This is a genomic window from Arcicella rigui, assembly GCF_034929435.1.
In the GTDB taxonomy this organism is placed as follows: domain Bacteria; phylum Bacteroidota; class Bacteroidia; order Cytophagales; family Spirosomataceae; genus Arcicella; species Arcicella rigui.
In genome coordinates, this window is the sequence record NZ_JAYFUM010000001.1 from 387,059 (window position 1) to 403,946 (window position 16,888).

At 36.9% G+C, this 16,888-nt stretch carries 12 protein-coding genes; 7 read left to right on the forward strand and 5 right to left on the reverse strand.

Annotated features, from left to right (window positions below):
- Positions 1-198 precede the first annotated feature (198 nt).
- The 5 genes from VB248_RS01810 to VB248_RS01830 all read left to right on the forward strand — a co-directional run bounded on the left by VB248_RS01810 (position 199) and on the right by VB248_RS01830 (position 8,327).
- Positions 199-3,492 carry a SusC/RagA family TonB-linked outer membrane protein gene (locus VB248_RS01810; protein ID WP_323295012.1) on the forward strand — a complete coding sequence of 1,098 codons (3,294 nt, stop codon included), beginning with the start codon at positions 199-201 and terminating at the stop codon, positions 3,490-3,492.
- Positions 3,493-3,553: 61 nt separating this feature from the next.
- Positions 3,554-5,023 (forward strand): SusD/RagB family nutrient-binding outer membrane lipoprotein, encoded by a 1,470-nt coding sequence (locus VB248_RS01815; protein WP_323295013.1) that lies wholly within the window; start codon positions 3,554-3,556, stop codon positions 5,021-5,023.
- A 14-nt stretch (positions 5,024-5,037) separates the two neighbouring features.
- Positions 5,038-5,613 carry an HD domain-containing protein gene (locus VB248_RS01820; protein WP_323295014.1) on the forward strand — a complete coding sequence of 192 codons (576 nt, stop codon included), beginning with the start codon at positions 5,038-5,040 and terminating at the stop codon, positions 5,611-5,613.
- Between the two features lie 197 nt (positions 5,614-5,810).
- A complete protein-coding gene (locus VB248_RS01825) occupies positions 5,811-7,634 on the forward strand; it encodes a carboxypeptidase-like regulatory domain-containing protein (RefSeq protein WP_323295015.1) in 1,824 nt (607 codons plus the stop codon).
- A 132-nt stretch (positions 7,635-7,766) separates the two neighbouring features.
- Positions 7,767-8,327 (forward strand): hypothetical protein, encoded by a 561-nt coding sequence (locus tag VB248_RS01830; RefSeq protein ID WP_323295016.1) that lies wholly within the window; start codon positions 7,767-7,769, stop codon positions 8,325-8,327.
- Here the strand turns inward: VB248_RS01830 and ccoG are convergent, their stop codons facing one another.
- From ccoG to ccoS, 4 genes are all read right to left on the reverse strand, one after another.
- Positions 8,328-9,740 (reverse strand): cytochrome c oxidase accessory protein CcoG, encoded by a 1,413-nt coding sequence (ccoG, locus tag VB248_RS01835; protein ID WP_323295017.1) that lies wholly within the window; start codon positions 9,738-9,740, stop codon positions 8,328-8,330. It abuts the gene before it with no gap.
- Positions 9,741-9,831: 91 nt separating this feature from the next.
- Complete coding sequence (locus tag VB248_RS01840) at positions 9,832-10,749, reverse strand: cbb3-type cytochrome c oxidase N-terminal domain-containing protein (RefSeq protein ID WP_323295018.1); 918 nt, start codon at positions 10,747-10,749, stop codon at positions 9,832-9,834.
- Positions 10,750-11,198: 449 nt separating this feature from the next.
- Positions 11,199-13,331, reverse strand: a complete 2,133-nt coding sequence (gene ccoN, locus VB248_RS01845; RefSeq protein WP_323295019.1) for a cytochrome-c oxidase, cbb3-type subunit I — start codon at positions 13,329-13,331, stop codon at positions 11,199-11,201.
- A 135-nt stretch (positions 13,332-13,466) separates the two neighbouring features.
- Positions 13,467-13,616: a cbb3-type cytochrome oxidase assembly protein CcoS gene (gene ccoS / locus VB248_RS01850; RefSeq protein WP_323295020.1), complete on the reverse strand. Its 150-nt coding sequence runs from the start codon at positions 13,614-13,616 to the stop codon at positions 13,467-13,469.
- 156 nt (positions 13,617-13,772) lie between these two features.
- On the opposite strand from ccoS, the gene hemN reads away from it, so the two are divergent.
- A complete protein-coding gene (hemN, locus tag VB248_RS01855) occupies positions 13,773-15,134 on the forward strand; it encodes an oxygen-independent coproporphyrinogen III oxidase (RefSeq protein WP_323295021.1) in 1,362 nt (453 codons plus the stop codon).
- 98 nt (positions 15,135-15,232) lie between these two features.
- Here hemN and VB248_RS01860 read toward each other — a convergent pair whose 3' ends face one another.
- Entirely contained in the window at positions 15,233-15,736 is a 504-nt protein-coding gene (locus tag VB248_RS01860) for a DUF4442 domain-containing protein (RefSeq protein WP_323295022.1), read from the reverse strand.
- A 238-nt stretch (positions 15,737-15,974) separates the two neighbouring features.
- Here VB248_RS01860 and VB248_RS01865 point away from each other — a divergent pair, with 238 nt between their 5' ends.
- A complete protein-coding gene (locus tag VB248_RS01865; RefSeq protein ID WP_323295023.1) occupies positions 15,975-16,811 on the forward strand; it encodes a universal stress protein in 837 nt (278 codons plus the stop codon).
- Positions 16,812-16,888: the final 77 nt, after the last annotated feature.

Consider the following 16,888-nt stretch of genomic DNA (forward strand, 5'->3'; position numbering starts at 1 on the left):
TAAAATTTCATCGAAAAAATATTCACTTTATTTCTTCAATTCTTGTTCTTTACCTTCCCTTAATCTATCCTTAATCTTAAACCCGATTAAGCGTACTTATACCTAAATATTGTTCACGTATAGATAATCTAATGCTAAAGTTGTGGTTAAAGCACAGAACTACTTTTGTGGCGAATTAAAAACCATAATCTTTATCACATGAAAAACTCTTTACGAATTGAATTAAAAAGAAATCTTAACTCTCTGACGAACAGGATGTTCGTTGCGGTTACGTTTCTTTTCTTGTCGTTCGTTGCGAATGCCCAAGAACGCACTGTTACGGGAAAAGTAACAGATAGCGAAGACAAAAACCCAATTGCGGGTGTAACGGTAAGAATTAAAGGATTAGCCAAAGGAACTACTACAAACTCAGACGGTACTTATAAAATTGCAGCTGATGCAAAAGCTGTTTTACAATTTTCGTTTGTAGGTTATGCTAATCAAGAAGTAACAGTTGGTGCAAAATCAGTAGTAAATGTTGTTTTGGCTGCTGATACAAAACAGATTGAAGAAGTAGTAGTGACGGCTCTTGGTATCTCGAAAGAAAAAAGAACTTTAACAAACGCTATTCAAACTGTAAAAGGTGAAGATTTATTGAAAGCTCGTGAGCCAAACCCAATCAACTCTTTGGCTGGTAAAGTTGCGGGCTTAACGGTGGGTGCTTCTTCTGAAATCTTAGGTCGCCCGAGTGTAGTGTTAAGAGGTAACTCAGATATTTTGTATGTAGTAGATGGTGTACCTATCAACTCTGATACTTGGAATATTTCGGCGGATGATATCGAAACGTATTCTGTATTGAAAGGTGCTAACGCTGCTGCTCTTTATGGATTTAGAGGTAAAAACGGAGCAATTTTAATTACAACTAAAAAAGGCTCTAAAGATAAACGTGGTTTCTCGGTCGAGTATAATTCTTCGACTATGATTGAGAATGGCTTCAACTCCATACCAAAAGTACAAGACCTTTATGGCCCTGGTGACCACGGACAATATTCGTTCGTAGATGGTAGAGGGGGAGGAACAAACGATGGTGACTATGATATTTGGGGACCAAAATTCGACCCAACTGGTCAGAAAAAAATCGCTCAGTACGATTCTCCTATCGACCCTGTTACTGGCGAGCGTATTCCTACTGCTTGGACTGCCCGTGGTGCAAACAACCTTACTCGTTTTTTACGTGCTGGAGTATTGACAAACAATAACATTTCGGTAGCAAGTTCAAATGAGAAAATGGATATTCGTTTCTCGTTATCACACAATTACCAAAAAGGTATTGTTCCAAATACACAATTGAATACGGCTAACTTCAACATTTCTACGAAGTACAGATTTACTAATAAATTGACTTTCGACGCTAACTTGAACTACAACCGTCAGTCAACACCAAACATTCCAGATGTAAATTATGGACCAAACTCTTTGATTTATAACATGGTAATTTGGGGTGGTGCAGACTGGAGCGTAGATGATATGCGTAATTACTGGCAAGCAGGTAAAGAAGGTATTCAACAGATTTATGCTGAATATCAACGTTACAACAACCCATACTTTGTTGCTTACGAATGGTTGAGAAGTCACTACAAAAACGACGTTTATGGTTATGCTTCATTAGATTATAAAATCAATGACCATTTGAGCGTAATGGGTCGTACTTCTATTACAACGTATGATATTTTCCGTTCAGAAAAATTCCCTTATTCTGCTACTGTTTACGGTCGTGAAGAAGCAAAAGGTGATTACCGTGAAGACAAACGTACTTTGTTTGAAAACAACACAGACATTTTGATTAAATATGACCAAAAATTTGCGAACGATTTCGACGTAAAAGTTTGGGCTGGTGGTAACATCCGTAGTTTCAAATACAATTCAAGTTATGTAACTACCGACTATTTGAATACGCCGGGCGTTTATACTTTCGCTAACTCATTGAGACCAATCAAAGCTTTCAGTTATTTGTCTGATATGGAAGTGCAAAGTGCTTATTATTCTGCTGACTTTTCATACAAAGGCTTACTTACTTTATCAGCTACTGGTCGTTTAGACCACCTCTCTACTTTACCAAAAGGTAGCAATACTTTCTTCTATCCATCATTAGGTTTAAGTACAGTAGTTTCTGATTATGTAAAATTACCAGAAGCAGTTTCATTATTGAAAGCACGTGTATCTTATGCTAACGTAAAAGATGGTTTGACTCGCTCGACTATTGGTTCAACACCGGGTGCAAGTTATCCAATTGGTTATGGTTCAGACTATTCTTCATCTTATGATGGCCCGAACTATGCTAACTCAGTAGGTTATGGTATTGCTCCTTCGTACAACAACCTTCCGGGAGCTTCTTACTCGAATACCATTAACAACCCATCTTTGAAACCGAACTCAACTGAACAAATTGAAGCAGGGGTTGAATTAAGTTTACTCAAAAACCGTTTCTCGGCAGATGTTACTTACTTTACTTCAAACGATGGCCCAAGAATTTTTAGCCGTGATTTATCACAAACTACTGGTTATACTTCTGCTATCGTAAACGGTATCAAAACGCAGAAAACTGGTTGGGAAGTATCTTTAAAAGGAACAGCTTTAAAACGTAACAATCTTACTTGGGACATAATGTTGAACTGGTCAACGTTCAAAGAAACTTTACAAGAAGTTTATAATGAAAACAACGTGAAAATTGACCAATTGCCTTCTAACTACTTTGTAGGTGGAAACAATGGAAATCAGTTTATCAAAATCGGTCAGCGTATCGACCAAGTGTTTATCAATACTTACCAAAGAACACCAGACGGACAAATTATCAATGATGCGGGTGGTCGTCCGATTGTAAACTCAAAAGGTACAATGGTTGGTTATGCAAATCCAGATTACGTTTGGGGTATCAACAACAAAGTAAGATACAAAAACTGGTCGTTGAGCTTCCAATTTGATGGTCGTGTAGGCGGAACAATCGAAGATTATATCCGTAAACAAACATTCCGTGGTGGTCGCCATATCGAAACAGTACAAGGTGCTTTTGGTGCTGCTCGTGACTTTGATGCACAAGGCATTAAATCTTATGTAGGTGAAGGCGTAATGATTACTGAAGGTTCGCCAACTTACGATGCCGTTACAGGTTTAATTACCAATTACTCGTCGCTTAAATTCGCAACGAATACCATCAAAACTTACGCACAAGATTATATCAGCCGTTACAACGGAACAGCCGAAGGAAACATGATGAGCAAAACTTTCTCTAAGCTTCGTGAAATCACTATCGGATATAATTTACCACAAAGTCTTTTAGGAAAATCATTTATCAAAAATGCTTCGGTTTCATTGGTGGGTCGTAATTTATTTTACTTCATCGACAGCAAACACAGTGGCGTTGACTTAGACCAATACACAGGTTTGAGTGCTTCAACAGGCTTACAAACGCCAACAATGAAGCGTTACGGTGTTAATATCAATATCATTTTCTAAAAATAATAGTAATCAGTTCTTTCATTATTCAATGAAAGAACTGATTTAACAGAGCTTTATCATGAAAAAATATATTTTCTCATTCTTAATCATCACACTCTTAGCGAGTTGTAGTGATTACCAGTTGTTGGAAAAAAACCCCAACTTACCAACGTCAGTACCTTCTTCAATTATTTTAAGAAACGTTTTGAGTGGCTTAAACGAAGGAGCTTGGGACGATAATATGCGTTTCAATCAGTTTTATTGTTCAAATTATGCCTACTACGATACCAACGAGTACAACTGGCAAAGTGCTTCTTTACAATATACTTCCTTGAAAAATGTGGTGAAAATGGAAGAAGAAGCCGTAAAAAGTGGTGCAAAAGCATTGAATCCATACTCAGCTTTAGGTAAATTCTTACGTGCTTATTCTTACGTAAACATGACTTTGAGAGTAGGTGATTTACCAGTAAAAGATGCTTTACAAGGCTTGTCGGTTGATAAACCTAAGTACGATTCGCAAAAAGAAGTGTTTATTCAGGCTTTGAAATGGTTGGATGACGCTAACAACGATTTAGCTTCTTTGATTACTACTGGCGACAGAACTTTGGATGGCGATATTTATTACGGAAACAATCTTAAACTTTGGCAAAAAGCAGTTAATACTTTCAGATTAAGAGTATTAATTCATTTAAGTAAAAAAGCTGATGACGCTGATTTGAAAGTAAAACAAGATTTTGCTAATGTATTGTCGAACCCAACGAAGTATCCATTGATGACTGATTTGTCGGAAAGTTTACAGTACGTTTGGAGTGTAAATAACAAATATCCACGTAACCCAGACAACTTAGGAAACAACGCTACTCGTGAAAACATGTCGAAAACTTACATGGACTTGTTGAAAGGCTACAAAGATCCACGTGTTTTCGTAGTGGCTGAACCAGCAGAAGCTCAGTTAGCAAAAGGCTTGAAAGCTACTGATTTTGATGCTTACGTAGGAGCAAGCTCTGGCGAAGATTTAGCAGATATGTCAACCAAAGCAGGTCGTGGAGAGTACTCATTCCAAAGCCGTAAGCGTTATTATAGCTCATACACTGGCGAAAATACTTTTGTGGTAGGTTATCCAGAATTATGTTTCAACGTAGCGGAGGCAATCAACAGAGGTTGGGTTTCGGGCAACGCACAAGACTGGTACGAGCGTGGTGTAAAAGCTTCGATGTCGTTCTACGGAATTGCTGATGCTACGGCATACTTGGCACAAACTTCTGTAAAATACGCAGGAAACAACGCCACAGGTTTGACACAAATCTTGAATCAAAAATACATTGCTTTCTTCCAAAACTCAGGTTATGAAGCATACTTCAACTGGAGAAGAACGGGTGTTCCAACATTCTTAGTTGGTCCGGGAACAGGTAACGGAACAAAAATTCCTTTACGTTTCCAATATCCACTTTCTGAATTATCAACCAATGCAGATAACGTAAAAGCCGCTATAAGCAGCCAGTTTGGTGGAAGTGATGATATTAACTCAGCAATTTGGCTTATTAAATAAAAACTGAATACACAATGACACTTTCTGAATCTATTCTCCGCCAAAGACTTGATTCCATCTTTGGTCTATATGAAGTTAATGGAGCAGATGAATACATCGGCGAACCTTTAACAATTTTAGAACATAGTTTTCAATCTGCTATGCTGGCGGAAGAAGAAGGCTATGATGAAGAAGTAATTTTAGCGGCTTTTTTTCACGATATAGGGCATTTTTTGCCTAACCGTGACGAAATGAATGGTTTAGGAAATATCAGACACGAAATTGCTGGAGCGAATTTTTTGTATAAAAATGGCTTCTCGAACAGAATTGCTTTGTTGGTACGCAACCACGTAGAAGCAAAACGATATTTGACATTCAAACATCCTGAGTATTACAACCAACTTTCGGAAGCAAGTAAAAAAACGTTGGAGTATCAGGGAGGCGTAATGACCAAAGAAGAAGCCGAAGCTTTTGAACAAATGCCCATGTTTGATTTGTACTTGAAAATGAGAACTTGGGATGACCTCGCCAAAGAAGTAGAATTCGAGCGACCTTCGCTTGAAAAATACCGCCAAATGGCTTGGAAGCACATCGGTTATCGTTTAAATTAATACTTGAATATAGTGCAATGCAAAAGCGTAGTGGAGGTTTCTCTGCTACGCTTTTTTGATAAATGGCAAAATGAACACATATAATCTTCACAAAAATTCTGCACTTATTTTTATATTTGTACTTTAATGTTTTTGAAATATCTATTAATAGATTGGAGAATACTACAATAATTAAACTCTTAAATAAATTATACCAAATGAAAAAAATACTTTTAATTGTAACCTCTATCATTTTTATTGCTCTCGGTTGTAAAACTCAAGAAATTCTACCCGACCAAGGTTCTCTTTATATTTCGGTTAAAGATCAATTCGGAAGAAATATAAGTGGAGCAAACATCACAGGAAATCCTGCCATACCAGAATCCAGTACAGATAATTTCGGTACTGTTTTAGTGAAAAATCTAAATGTGGGAACTTATGAACTTATAGCCAATAAAGCCCAATATGGAAGTGGTAAAGCAGTAGCAATAGTAAAAACTAATGATGTTACTTCCGTAAATATTGGTTTAGAGTATGGAGTTTATGCCTCCTTTGCCCCAACTGCTAAAATAGCATTTCCCGTTCAGCCTGCAAACTATTCAATTGGCGAAAGCATTTTATTTAAAGCTTATGTGGCGGATAATGATACTCCTCTTGAAAAGTTGACAGTGCGGTGGGAGAGTAGTGTGGATGGTCTTATCAACGAAAGTAATGCTGATAAGGATGGCGTTAGTACTTTTTCAACAATAAAACTATCAGCTAATAGCCACATTATTAGATTAATAGTGAAAGATCAATCTGGTAATGTCGGTCGAGATTCTATTCTTGTTTCTACACTCTCTCCAAAAGAAATTAAGTTAGAAACTCCTAATAAGGTAGAAGGTAGTGTGGTGTTGAATTGGTCAAAATCTACTGAAAGTGATTTTAAAGAATATAGAATTTATAGAGCAGACGAAAACTGTGAGGAAATGACAAAGTCATTGATTGGAGTAGTTCAAGACGTATCAAAAAACACATTTACTGATACTCGTCCTCCTTTCAGTACTAAGTCTTGTTACTTTGTTGAAATTGTTACGAATGCTTTAAGAGTTAGGAGAAGTAATCAACAGCAAGTAGAGTATCCTGCAGGTTTATTTTTTGATTATAGCCCCAAAGATGTAGCGATTCATCCTACAAAACCGTGGTTGTATCTTTCAAGACAAGACAGAGGTATTGTAGTTGTCTATGATTACGAAAAAGCTCAGGTGCTTACTGAGATTGCTACACCGAAACACTCAGGATATTTGTTAGTTGCTAATAATGGTAGTGGACTAAACCTTTACATTCCATCGGCTAATAATACAGTAAATATTTTTGATGCTACAACCTTTGAGCTTAAAAAGACATTGTTGACAACCGCCCCTGCTACTGATGTAGCGGTAAGCGGAACAGGAGATGTTTTTGTGACACAAAATGACCAATGGACGAATCCTATCGTTTCTTTTACAGAAGCGACGGGTTTGATAAATGGAGGAACAAATAGTTATGGCTGTCTTTATGGCGGAGCAAGATTGAGAAAAATTCCGAATCAAAATACTTTAATGACTATTAGTACAGGTATTTCACCTACTGATATGGATATGATTTTTTATGATAGCCAAGGGAAGTTGTTGAGTTGTAAAGACGATTCCCAGCATGGTGATTATTCTTTAGACCCTAATATTTTTTGTGTTTCGCCCAAAGGGAATTATGTATTAACCGCTGGAAGTGGTGCTGCTTATTCAACGAATGAAAGCATGAAGTACTTAGGAACGGTAAAAGGCAGTGATGTACTTAATTATTCGGATTTTGCATTCAATGCTGACGGGAGTGTGTTTTATGGAGCAACAAGCAATAGACAATCTATACAAATAGGAAAATATCCGGAACTAACTCGTTCTAACGAAATACTTTGTAAAGGATTTCCTTATAAAATATTTGTGAAAGGAAACAACATTATATCATTGAGTAGAACAGGACTAAATGTGGTAACTACAGCAGTTGAAATTGTGAAAATTCCGTGATTTTGCTTTTCTCTCCAAAATACTTGTGAAAATTTTCAAAAGTATTTTGGAGAGAAAAATAAATTTAATATTAAAAAAGTTCATCAATATCAAAGATTATTTATAAATTGAAAGCAAAATAATCGTTGATTGATGAAAAGAACTAAGTACTTAATCATTTCCATATTTACTTTTCTCACACTTTCGGGCTGTGAGATAAATGATTATGTACAACCTTCTGTTTTGCCAGAAATTTCGCAGGTGGGAAAACAAACTTTTGGAGCAAAAATTAATGGAGAAATCTGGACTCCTTTTCAGAAATTTAAGACGAATGCCAATTTCAAACCTGCACCAGTAGTTTGGGGGCGTTATCAAAACGCAACGTTAAGGCTGTCTGTGACGAATCAGAATACTTTTGAATCAATCAGTTTTATGATTAACAACGTTCAGGGAACAGGTACTTATCAGTTTATGCGATATTTCCCTAAGAATGCAGTTGAATTTACGCCTTTTGCCAGTGTTTATCAGAAATGTCCGAATGGAAATTGTACGCAATATGTGGTTTGTCAGACTTGCGAAAATGAGGTAAATCTTATTCGTTTTGACCCTATTTCAAAAATTTATGCTGGAACATTCAAAGTAACTTTCCAAAATAAAGAAAACCCTTCTGAAAAAATTACTTTGAATGAAGGCAGATTTGATATAAAAGAGTAATTACAAAATTGGCCCCAGAAACTTGGTTTTGATGCGGTCAATTACTTTTCCTTCCGAGACTACCTCAATTTGTATTTTTACGCTATTTTCTTTCAAGTTCTTTGCAGGAATCTCTACAAAGAATGAAGATTCCGCTACTTCGCCCGGTTGTACGTTTAGGGCTTTTCCAATCATTTTAATGTTTACTCCTTGTTCGTTGATACGGAAACTAACTGGCATTTTTTGATAACTCTTATTCAGTATTTGTACATTATAAAGGTTAGAAATTGTACCGTTTTTGTTTTCTTGATACGTAAGTCCGGGAGCTCTTAAAATCGTTGTTTCAATGATATTTCTTGTAAGAAGCATATAGCCTAAAATGCCCAAAAGAGTGGTAAGCACAAAAGTATAAGAGGCAATTCTGAGGTTGAAGGTCAGTTTTTTCTTTTGTTCAATACCTTCTTGCGAAGCATAGCGAATCAATCCACGAGGTTCGTTGATTTTGTCCATTACTTCATCGCAAGCATCAATACAAGCTGTACAGCCAATACATTCCAACTGAGTACCGTTTCGGATGTCGATACCAGTTGGGCATACTTGCACACAAATTTTACAGTCGATACACGAGCCATGTGCTACTGGAGCTTTGGCTTTTTCTTCATTAGTTTGTTTTTTGCCACGAGGTTCGCCACGTAAAAAATCATAAGCAACAACGATAGATTTTTTATCTAACATTACCCCTTGTAAACGTCCGTAAGGACAAACAACGATACAAACTAATTCACGGAAACGAGCAAATACAAAGTAGAAAACTCCAGTAAAAATGACGATGGCGAAAAGTCCGCCGAGGTGTTCGAGTGGGTTATCGAGAATGATGCCAAAAAGCTCTCTTTTACCAATAATATAAGCTAAGAAAGTATTCGCAATCAGAAATGAAAGCAAGACAAAAATACTGTGTTTGAGCGTTTTCTTCCAGATTTTTTCGGTAGTCCAACCTTCGTTATCCAATCTTCTTTGAGCGTTGTGGTCGCCTTCAATCAGTACTTCTATTTTACGAAAAAGCATTTCCATAAAAATAGTTTGTGGGCAAGCCCAGCCACACCAAATTCTACCAAAAATCACGGTAAATAAAATAACAAATACGATGAAAGTAAGTAAACCAATGGCTACTAAATGGAAGTCTTGTGGGAAAAAAGTTACGCCAAAAAAGATAAATTTTCTTTCAAGAACATTAAAAAGAAAAATCGGGTGACCGTCGATTTCGATTAAAGGCAAACCAAAAAGTAAGCCCAATAATAACCATGAAAAATAAGTACGGAGTTTATAAAAATTCCCGATAACGATACGTGGGTAAATCCAAATTCTTTTACCCGTTTCTGTTACGTTTGAGAGGTGGTCTCTGTAATTACTGGTATCTATTTTTGCCTGTTTCATTTTCTTGATTCAGATAGCAATCACATAGTGACTGTATCTTTGTTAAGGTTAAAAGCAAATCCCCTAAGTTTGGCTTAGGGGATTTATTATTTTACTTTGCTGAAATACTACTTGTGGTTTTGTTTGTGGTAGAATCCGCCGCTGGACTACTGCCAGAGGCCTCATATTTTTCACCTTGCGGTTCTTTTGGATTTGGTGGGTTAGTGCCTTTCAAAGAAACGATATAGCTTAATACTTGTTGAACTTGAATAGGATTCAAGGTTTTTTTCCAAGAAATCATCCCTTTTTCAGGTACACCTTCTGTGATGGTATGGAAAATATTTTTATCAGAACCACCATGAAGCCAGAATTCGTCGGTAAGGTTTGGCCCAACTTTTCCTTCGCCTTTTTCACCATGACAAGCCACACAGTTTTGTGTATAAATTTTAGCTCCGCTTTCCAAAGCTTTAGCGTCAGTCAAGGCTTTTACGTTGTCTTCGTTGACAGCATTAGCGAATTTTTTCATGTACTCTTCACGAGCTTTCTCTGCGATAGATACTTCTTCTGAGTATTCATTAGTCATAACATTACCATTACCGATAATGTGGAAACCAATTAAATAAAATACACCAAAAACAATCGTAGCATAGAAAAGGTACATAAACCAAGGCGGAGTAGGGTTGTCCAACTCAGCAATGTCATCATATTTATGATCCATCTCCAAGTCTTTTTCCATTGATAGTGGTTTCAAACTACCCAATTTCTGCCAGAAAGTACGATTTTCCATGGCTTGAAGATAGGCGTCATCTACTTGCTGTTGTGGTTTCAGAATAGCATTTACTTTCTGAATCAAGTTGTAAGCAACAAAGCAAATGACAACACAAGTAATAATAAGAATGCCCAGAATCGAAACCATGAGCAAGTCCTCAGCAGTTTTAATACCTCCGAAAAAGTAGTCTTTTTGTGGGGCATCGGCCGCAAAGATTTGATGCGAGCCTAAAAGAAATGAGAATATAAATATCTTTTTCATCTGATTTTAGATTTCTTAAATTTCAACGGCATCAGATGTAATACTCAATAATTGGCTGAGTATTGAATCTTTAAGATGTGCGTTTCAACGTTATATCTTAATTGTTTTCCTCTAAAGGTAAGTGGCTCATGTATTGAACGTGTTTTTTATCAATGATGAACAGATAAACACCAACCATTAAGAAAAACACGAAAAATATGAGTAGGGAAGTAATCATAGGAACATCCGCTCCTTGAACATTATTTAATAATTGTCTGAACATCGTTTTGTGTGTTTATGGGTAACCTCACCCCCTGCCCCCCTCTCCTTTTGAGAGGGGGAACTTTGGAGAAACCCTTTCAAAATATTTCGTTTCAAATACAGTTCTGAAAGAAATTGATATTGAATCGAAAATCGCTTAAACTTCTCCCCCTCTCAAAAGGAGAGGGGGCAGGGGGGGGAGGTTACTATTATTGTTGTCCTTTTTTAATATCAGTACCTATTCTTTGTAAGTAGGCAATCATAGCGATAATTTCTTTGTCTGGTGCTACTTTGATACCTTCTTTCGCCAAGTTGTCTGAAATACCTTTTGCCTGAATTTTTAGGTCTTCTTCTGCGTGTTCGATAGCATATTCATCGTAAGGAACACCCAAAGTTTTCATCGCTTTCAATTTATCTTTGGTATTCGAGCTATTCAAAGATTGTGATAGCAACCAATCGTAAGAAGGCATAATAGAACCCGGCGACATTGAACTTGGTTCTCTCATGTGGTGATAGTGCCAAGAGTCTGGATATTTGCCACCTTCACGATGTAAATCTGGCCCAGTTCTTTTTGAACCCCACAAGAATGGGTGGTCATACACAAATTCACCAGCTTTAGAGTACTCGCCATAACGTTCAGTTTCAGAACGGAAAGGACGAATCATTTGGCTATGGCACGAAACACAACCTTCACGGATGTACAAATCTCTACCTTGTAATTCCAATGGAGTATAAGGCTGAACAGAAGCAATCGTCGGAATATTAGATTTAATCGTTAATGTAGGAATCAATTCAATCATTGAACCAATTGCCACCATAATCAACGCACCTACTAATAATTGGATAGGTTTACGTTCAATCCATCTATGCCAGTGAGTATCAGAGCCAGTAGCCACAAATACTTTTTCTAATGCAGGAGCTTGAGCAGCCTCGTTGGCGATTAGTTTACCTACCAACATTGTTTTGAAGATATTATAAGCACCCAACAAAGCACCTACCAAGTATAGTACTCCACCAAAAGCACGCATCATGTACATTGGGATAATTTGAAGAGTAGTTTCCAAGAAGCTACCGTATTTCAAGTTACCTTCTGCTGTGAATTCTTTCCACATCATCCCTTGTGTAAAGCCTGAGATGTACATCGGAACAGCCCAGAACAAAATACCCAAAGTACCTAACCAGAAGTGGTAATTGATCAATTTTTTAGAGAAAATCTCGTTGCCATAAATTTTTGGAATCATGTAGTACATGATGGCAAATGAAAGGAAACCATTCCAACCCAAAGCACCAACGTGTACGTGTGCAGGAATCCAGTCGGTATAGTGAGCAATAGCGTTGATGTTTTTCAAAGAAAGCATTGGCCCTTCAAAAGTAGCCATACCATAAGCGGTAATACCTACTACCATCATTTTCAATCTTGGGTCCTCTCTTACGCCGTCCCAAGCTCCACGAAGGGTAAGCAAACCGTTAATCATACCTCCCCAAGATGGAGCAATCAACATGATTGAGAATACTGTACCTAAAGACTGAGCCCAGTCTGGTAAACTTGTATAAAGTAAGTGGTGAGGCCCCGCCCAGATATACAAGAAAATTAAAGACCAGAAGTGAAGAATAGATAATTTATAAGAATATACAGGGCGATTCGCCATTTTAGGTAGGTAATAGTACATCAAACCTAAAAATGGAGTAGTAAGGAAGAATGCCACAGCGTTGTGTCCGTACCACCATTGTACCAAAGCATCCTGAACACCAGCGTAAATAGAATAACTTTTCAAGAATGAAATAGGTAATTCTAAAGAGTTTACGATGTGCAACATTGCCACAGTGACGAAAGTAGCGATATAAAACCAAATGGCTACATACAAGTGACGCTCACGACGTTTGAAAATAGTACCAAACATATTAATGCCGAATACTACCCAAATCAGAGCAATTGCAATGTCAATTGGCCATTCTAACTCTGCATACTCTTTAGAAGTGGTAATCCCTAAAGGAAGCGTAATCGCTGCCGATAAAATGATTAATTGCCAACCCCAAAAGTGAATCTGCGAAAGTAAATCGCTGAATAAACGAGCCTTACAAAGGCGTTGTAATGAATAATACACCCCAGCGAAAATAGCATTTCCTACAAAAGCGAAAATTACGGCATTAGTATGTAATGCACGAATACGCCCAAAAGTGAAATACTGGGTTACATTGGCCGAGGGCATGAATAATTGAGTAGCAATTACCACTCCGACAAGCAAGCCCACTATGGCAAATATGATAGAGGCAAGTGCAAAATTTCGGACGATTTTATTGTCGTACTCAAAATGTTCTACGTTGGTATTAATAGCTGACATAATTTATTTATTTCTGGTTAATTAGCTCAAAATCAATTTCTTTTAGGGCTTTGCAGCGTTTGCAGTCTTTGTCACATTTACATTTTTTGTGTTCGTGACTGTCGTGATTCTGTGTGTGATTTTTCATGGGGGGAATTAGTTTGGTTCTTTGTCCTCAAATAAGATACGCATGGCGGGCGTATGCAAATCATCATTTTGTCCCTTTGACATCGACCAGAAGAAAGCTCCAAGGAAACCCAAAGCCATCAATAAACTTACGCCAATCATAAAGAAGATAATTTGCATTTTTTTAAGGGTTTATCAGTTTGATTTGTGGCTCAAAATTCGGATAAAAGCCTTGCTTTACCCATGAGATTAATCAGAGGGTGAACAAGGATATATCAGAACTAAAACTGATAAAAATCATAAGAACAGGAAGAAACTTGCGAGTAAATTTGAGCTATGAATACGCTGATAAACAAATACAATGTACCCGGCCCACGCTATACCAGCTATCCAACTGTCCCTTTTTGGCAGAACGATGGCTTCGGCGAATCTGCTTGGTTATCGTCTCTAACGAGTACTTTTGAAACTACCAATACTGATACTGGTATTAGCCTTTATATACATTTACCTTACTGCGAAAGTCTTTGTACTTTTTGTGGTTGTAATAAACGCATCACCAAAAATCACCAAGTAGAGAAGCCTTATATTCAGGCTGTTTTGAAAGAGTGGGAAATGTATTTGAGCCATTTTTCTGAAAAACCCAATATCACAGAAATTCATTTAGGCGGAGGAACGCCCAGTTTTTTTGCTCCCGAAATGCTTGATTTGTTGATTAGTGGTATTCTGAAACATGCCAGCGTAAGTACTGCACATGAATTTAGTTTTGAAGGACATCCGAATAATACGTCTTTCCAGCACCTAAAAACTTTGTACGATTTAGGTTTTACAAGAGTAAGCTTTGGCGTTCAGGACTACGACCCTGTTGTTCAAAAAGCGATTCACAGAATCCAGCCTTTTGAAAACGTAAGACAAGTAACAGAATGGAGTAGAGCCATTGGATACGAATCTATCAGCCATGATTTGGTTTTTGGATTACCTTTCCAGCAAATTTCATCTATTGAAGATACCATCGCTAAAACCTTGGAGTTACAGCCCGATAGATTGGCTTTTTACTCCTATGCACACGTTCCGTGGATAAAAGGAAACGGACAGCGTGGTTTTAGGGATGAAGATTTACCTTCGGCTGAATTAAAACGTCAGCTTTATGAAACAGGAAGAAACCTCTTTGAAGAAAACGGCTACGCCGAAATAGGAATGGATCATTTTGCCTTGCCACATGATTCTATGTTTAAAGCAATGCAAAATGGTACTTTAAACCGAAACTTTATGGGTTATACCACCACGCAAACCAAAGTATTATTAGGGTTGGGCGTGTCTTCTATCAGTGACTCGTGGTCGGGTTTTTCACAAAATGTTAAAGACATCGACGAGTACCAGACCATGATTGAAAATAACCAATTGCCAATGCTGAAAGGACATATCCTAACAGAAGAAGATTTAACAATCCGCCAACAAATTTTAGACATCATGTGTCAGTTTGCCACTTCTTGGGCTGACGATGATTTTAATTTTGAAGAAAAACAAGTATTATTCAGTAAGTTAGAAGGATTCAAACAAGATGGCTTACTGACTTACGACCGAAACTCATTACAAGTAAAACCAGAAGGAAGACCATTCATTCGTAATATTTGTATGGCTTTTGATAAAAGAATGTTGCAAGAAAAAACTGAGAGAAAATTATTCTCTCAAACCGTTTAATTTCGTTGAGAGTTGTAAACAATTGTTGATAAGGTGTAAGTTGGAGTGATAGAAAGGCTTGAGTAACAAGAAATTGTTAGTTCAAGCCTTTTTTGTTTTTACTTTTTGCGTTGTTGATAATACTTTCTATCAGCAACATAAATGGTTTTGATGGCTTCGGCATAAATGGTTTGGTTTTCGTCTTCAAAACAAACCTTTAAATCAAAAATATACTTTTGTTCTTTTTCTATCTTGTCTTTAATTTCTTCGAGTAAGTCATCACTCAGCAAAAATCTGGCATAAACCGTTTTTTTAACAGGTTTTATAAAACTAATCTGTGCCGATTTATCCCAAACGACATAATTTTCACCTAAAATATTGATGAGTTGCACCATATAAATAGGGTCTAAAGCGGCATAAATACTTCCTCCAAAAACAGAACCTACATAATTGCGGGTTGTCCAGTCTAAGCCAATTTTAATGTGAATCTCCTTCCAGTCGCTTGATAAAAAACACACTCTTCCGCCAGAACGCCTATAAGCAGGAAATAAATTGAACCTAATTTTTTTGATTTTAGATTGAAAATCCTCCCTTTTTTCGGTTTGAAAAATAGTCTTACTCATGAATATAGCCTTGATGAAAATGGTATGTTAGTAAATCGTAATAAGCAAACGATATTTTACACTAAAATACTTATAATCATTTATTTAAAAAAAACGTATGTGTGAAAATAAACTGATAATTTATCGGAAAATTAACTTAAATAGCATGATGAAATTCAGTTTTAGGGCTGATATTTACAAGGATATATGTACAGAAATACATAGAACTTTGAGTTAAAATTAAACCAATTTACAAACCATGAAAAACATACTTGTAGCAACCGATTTTTCTAAAAATGCAGATAAAGCTTTGCAGCACGCCATTTTGTTGGCAAAAGCGTATCAGTCAAAAATTTATTTGATTCATACTTACCTTCCCTATTGGATGGAACCCGGCGTGTATGCGGATGCCGTAATGATGCAAGAAGCCTTAGACGAGCAGCAAAAAAGTGTGAGTGCCAAGTTTACTCCTTCTATTGAAGTACTCGAAGAGGCTGGAATTGCATACGAAACGATTCTTGAATTGAATGACGTAACATCAGGTATTTTTGATGCTATCGAAGAGAAACAGATTGATTTGTTGGTAATTGGTAGAACAGGTTCTGGAGGATTTTTAGATAAATTAATCGGAAGTAATGCCGCACATATCACAGCTAAGGCGAATATCCCAGTACTGGCAATTCCGAATCAAATTGAGGAGGTAAAAATCAAGCAGATTTTATACGCTACTCAACTTGAATTTGACGAAACAGAAGTATTAACACAAGTATTTGCGATGGCGAATAAACTTGAGGCAAATGTAAATTTAGTAAAAGTAGAAGTAGCATTTGAACCAGACGTTCAGCCCGACCAGCAGTTTTTAGCAGAAATTAAAAGCAAATTTGCCAGCGAAAAATTTGAAATTGTTATGGTAAAAGCTGGCAGTGTTACCGATGGAATTTTGACTTTGGCGAAAGTTCAAGAAGCTGATTTGATTGTTTTAGCAGCTCATCATCGTAATTTCTTATCACAAATTATCGACCCAAGTAAGTCAAAACAAGTCATTCTTCGTTCTCCATTACCAGTACTTACTTTCCAGTTGAAAGGCGATTTATAAGAATATATTCTTCACATTAGTTGAAAACCCTTTGCTTTCGATTTTGTCAAATCGTCGATTGCAAAGGGTTTTGTTTG

Coding starts and splice junctions, on each gene's coding strand:
- hemN (WP_323295021.1), top strand. CDS start 13,773: ATGAATACGCTGATAAACAAATACAATGTACCCGGCCCACGCTATACC.
- VB248_RS01860 (WP_323295022.1), bottom strand. CDS start 15,736: ATGAGTAAGACTATTTTTCAAACCGAAAAAAGGGAGGATTTTCAATCT.
- VB248_RS01830 (WP_323295016.1), top strand. CDS start 7,767: ATGAAAAGAACTAAGTACTTAATCATTTCCATATTTACTTTTCTCACA.
- ccoS (WP_323295020.1), bottom strand. CDS start 13,616: ATGCAAATTATCTTCTTTATGATTGGCGTAAGTTTATTGATGGCTTTG.
- VB248_RS01820 (WP_323295014.1), top strand. CDS start 5,038: ATGACACTTTCTGAATCTATTCTCCGCCAAAGACTTGATTCCATCTTT.
- VB248_RS01840 (WP_323295018.1), bottom strand. CDS start 10,749: ATGAAAAAGATATTTATATTCTCATTTCTTTTAGGCTCGCATCAAATC.
- ccoG (WP_323295017.1), bottom strand. CDS start 9,740: ATGAAACAGGCAAAAATAGATACCAGTAATTACAGAGACCACCTCTCA.
- VB248_RS01815 (WP_323295013.1), top strand. CDS start 3,554: ATGAAAAAATATATTTTCTCATTCTTAATCATCACACTCTTAGCGAGT.
- VB248_RS01810 (WP_323295012.1), top strand. CDS start 199: ATGAAAAACTCTTTACGAATTGAATTAAAAAGAAATCTTAACTCTCTG.
- VB248_RS01865 (WP_323295023.1), top strand. CDS start 15,975: ATGAAAAACATACTTGTAGCAACCGATTTTTCTAAAAATGCAGATAAA.
- ccoN (WP_323295019.1), bottom strand. CDS start 13,331: ATGTCAGCTATTAATACCAACGTAGAACATTTTGAGTACGACAATAAA.
- VB248_RS01825 (WP_323295015.1), top strand. CDS start 5,811: ATGAAAAAAATACTTTTAATTGTAACCTCTATCATTTTTATTGCTCTC.